Annotated in this window: 1 protein-coding gene; it reads left to right on the top strand. The window is 48.2% G+C overall.

Annotated features, from left to right (window positions below; translation table 11 throughout):
- The coding region (locus A3762_RS01690) for a translation initiation factor IF-2 (protein ID WP_156493126.1) at positions 1–714 on the top strand (714 nt) is incomplete at both ends.

Genomic DNA, 714 nt, shown 5'->3' with positions numbered 1-714 from the left:
ACGCAAAACCAGTCAATTGACCAAGAAACAGCAACCTTGGTTGTTGAGGAAATGGGCCACAAGGTTAAGTTGTTCTCTGAAGATGCAGTCGAAACTGATGTATTAGATAGCATTAGTTACGATGGCGAAGAAATGCCTCGTGCACCAGTTGTTAGTGTAATGGGCCACGTTGACCACGGTAAAACCTCATTACTTGATTATATTCGTCGTGCGAAAGTTGCTGCAGGCGAGTCTGGTGGTATTACCCAGCACATTGGTGCATACCACGTTGAGACTGGTCACGGCATGATTTCATTCCTTGATACGCCTGGACACGCTGCGTTTACCGCAATGCGCGCTCGCGGTGCTCAAAGTACAGATATCGTTATTCTTGTTGTTGCGGCAGACGATGGTGTAATGCCTCAAACTGAAGAAGCGGTTCAGCACGCTCGCTCAGCGGGCGTGCCGATTGTTGTTGCAGTCAACAAAATGGATAAAGAAGAAGCAGATCCAGATCGCGTTAAAAACGAGCTCGCTGCAAAAGATGTTATCCCAGAAGACTGGGGTGGTGATGTGCAGTTCATTCCTGTATCGGCGCACACTGGTGCTGGTATTGATGCATTGCTTGATGCGGTTCTTCTACAAGCAGAAATGTTGGAGCTTAAAGCTGTTCCATCAGCGCCTGCGAAAGGTACGGTTGTTGAATCAAGCCTCGACAAAGGTCGTGGTGCTGTT

It is taken from the genome of Oleiphilus sp. HI0125, from assembly GCF_001635355.1.
This window is presented reverse-complemented; position numbering and strand designations above follow the sequence as displayed.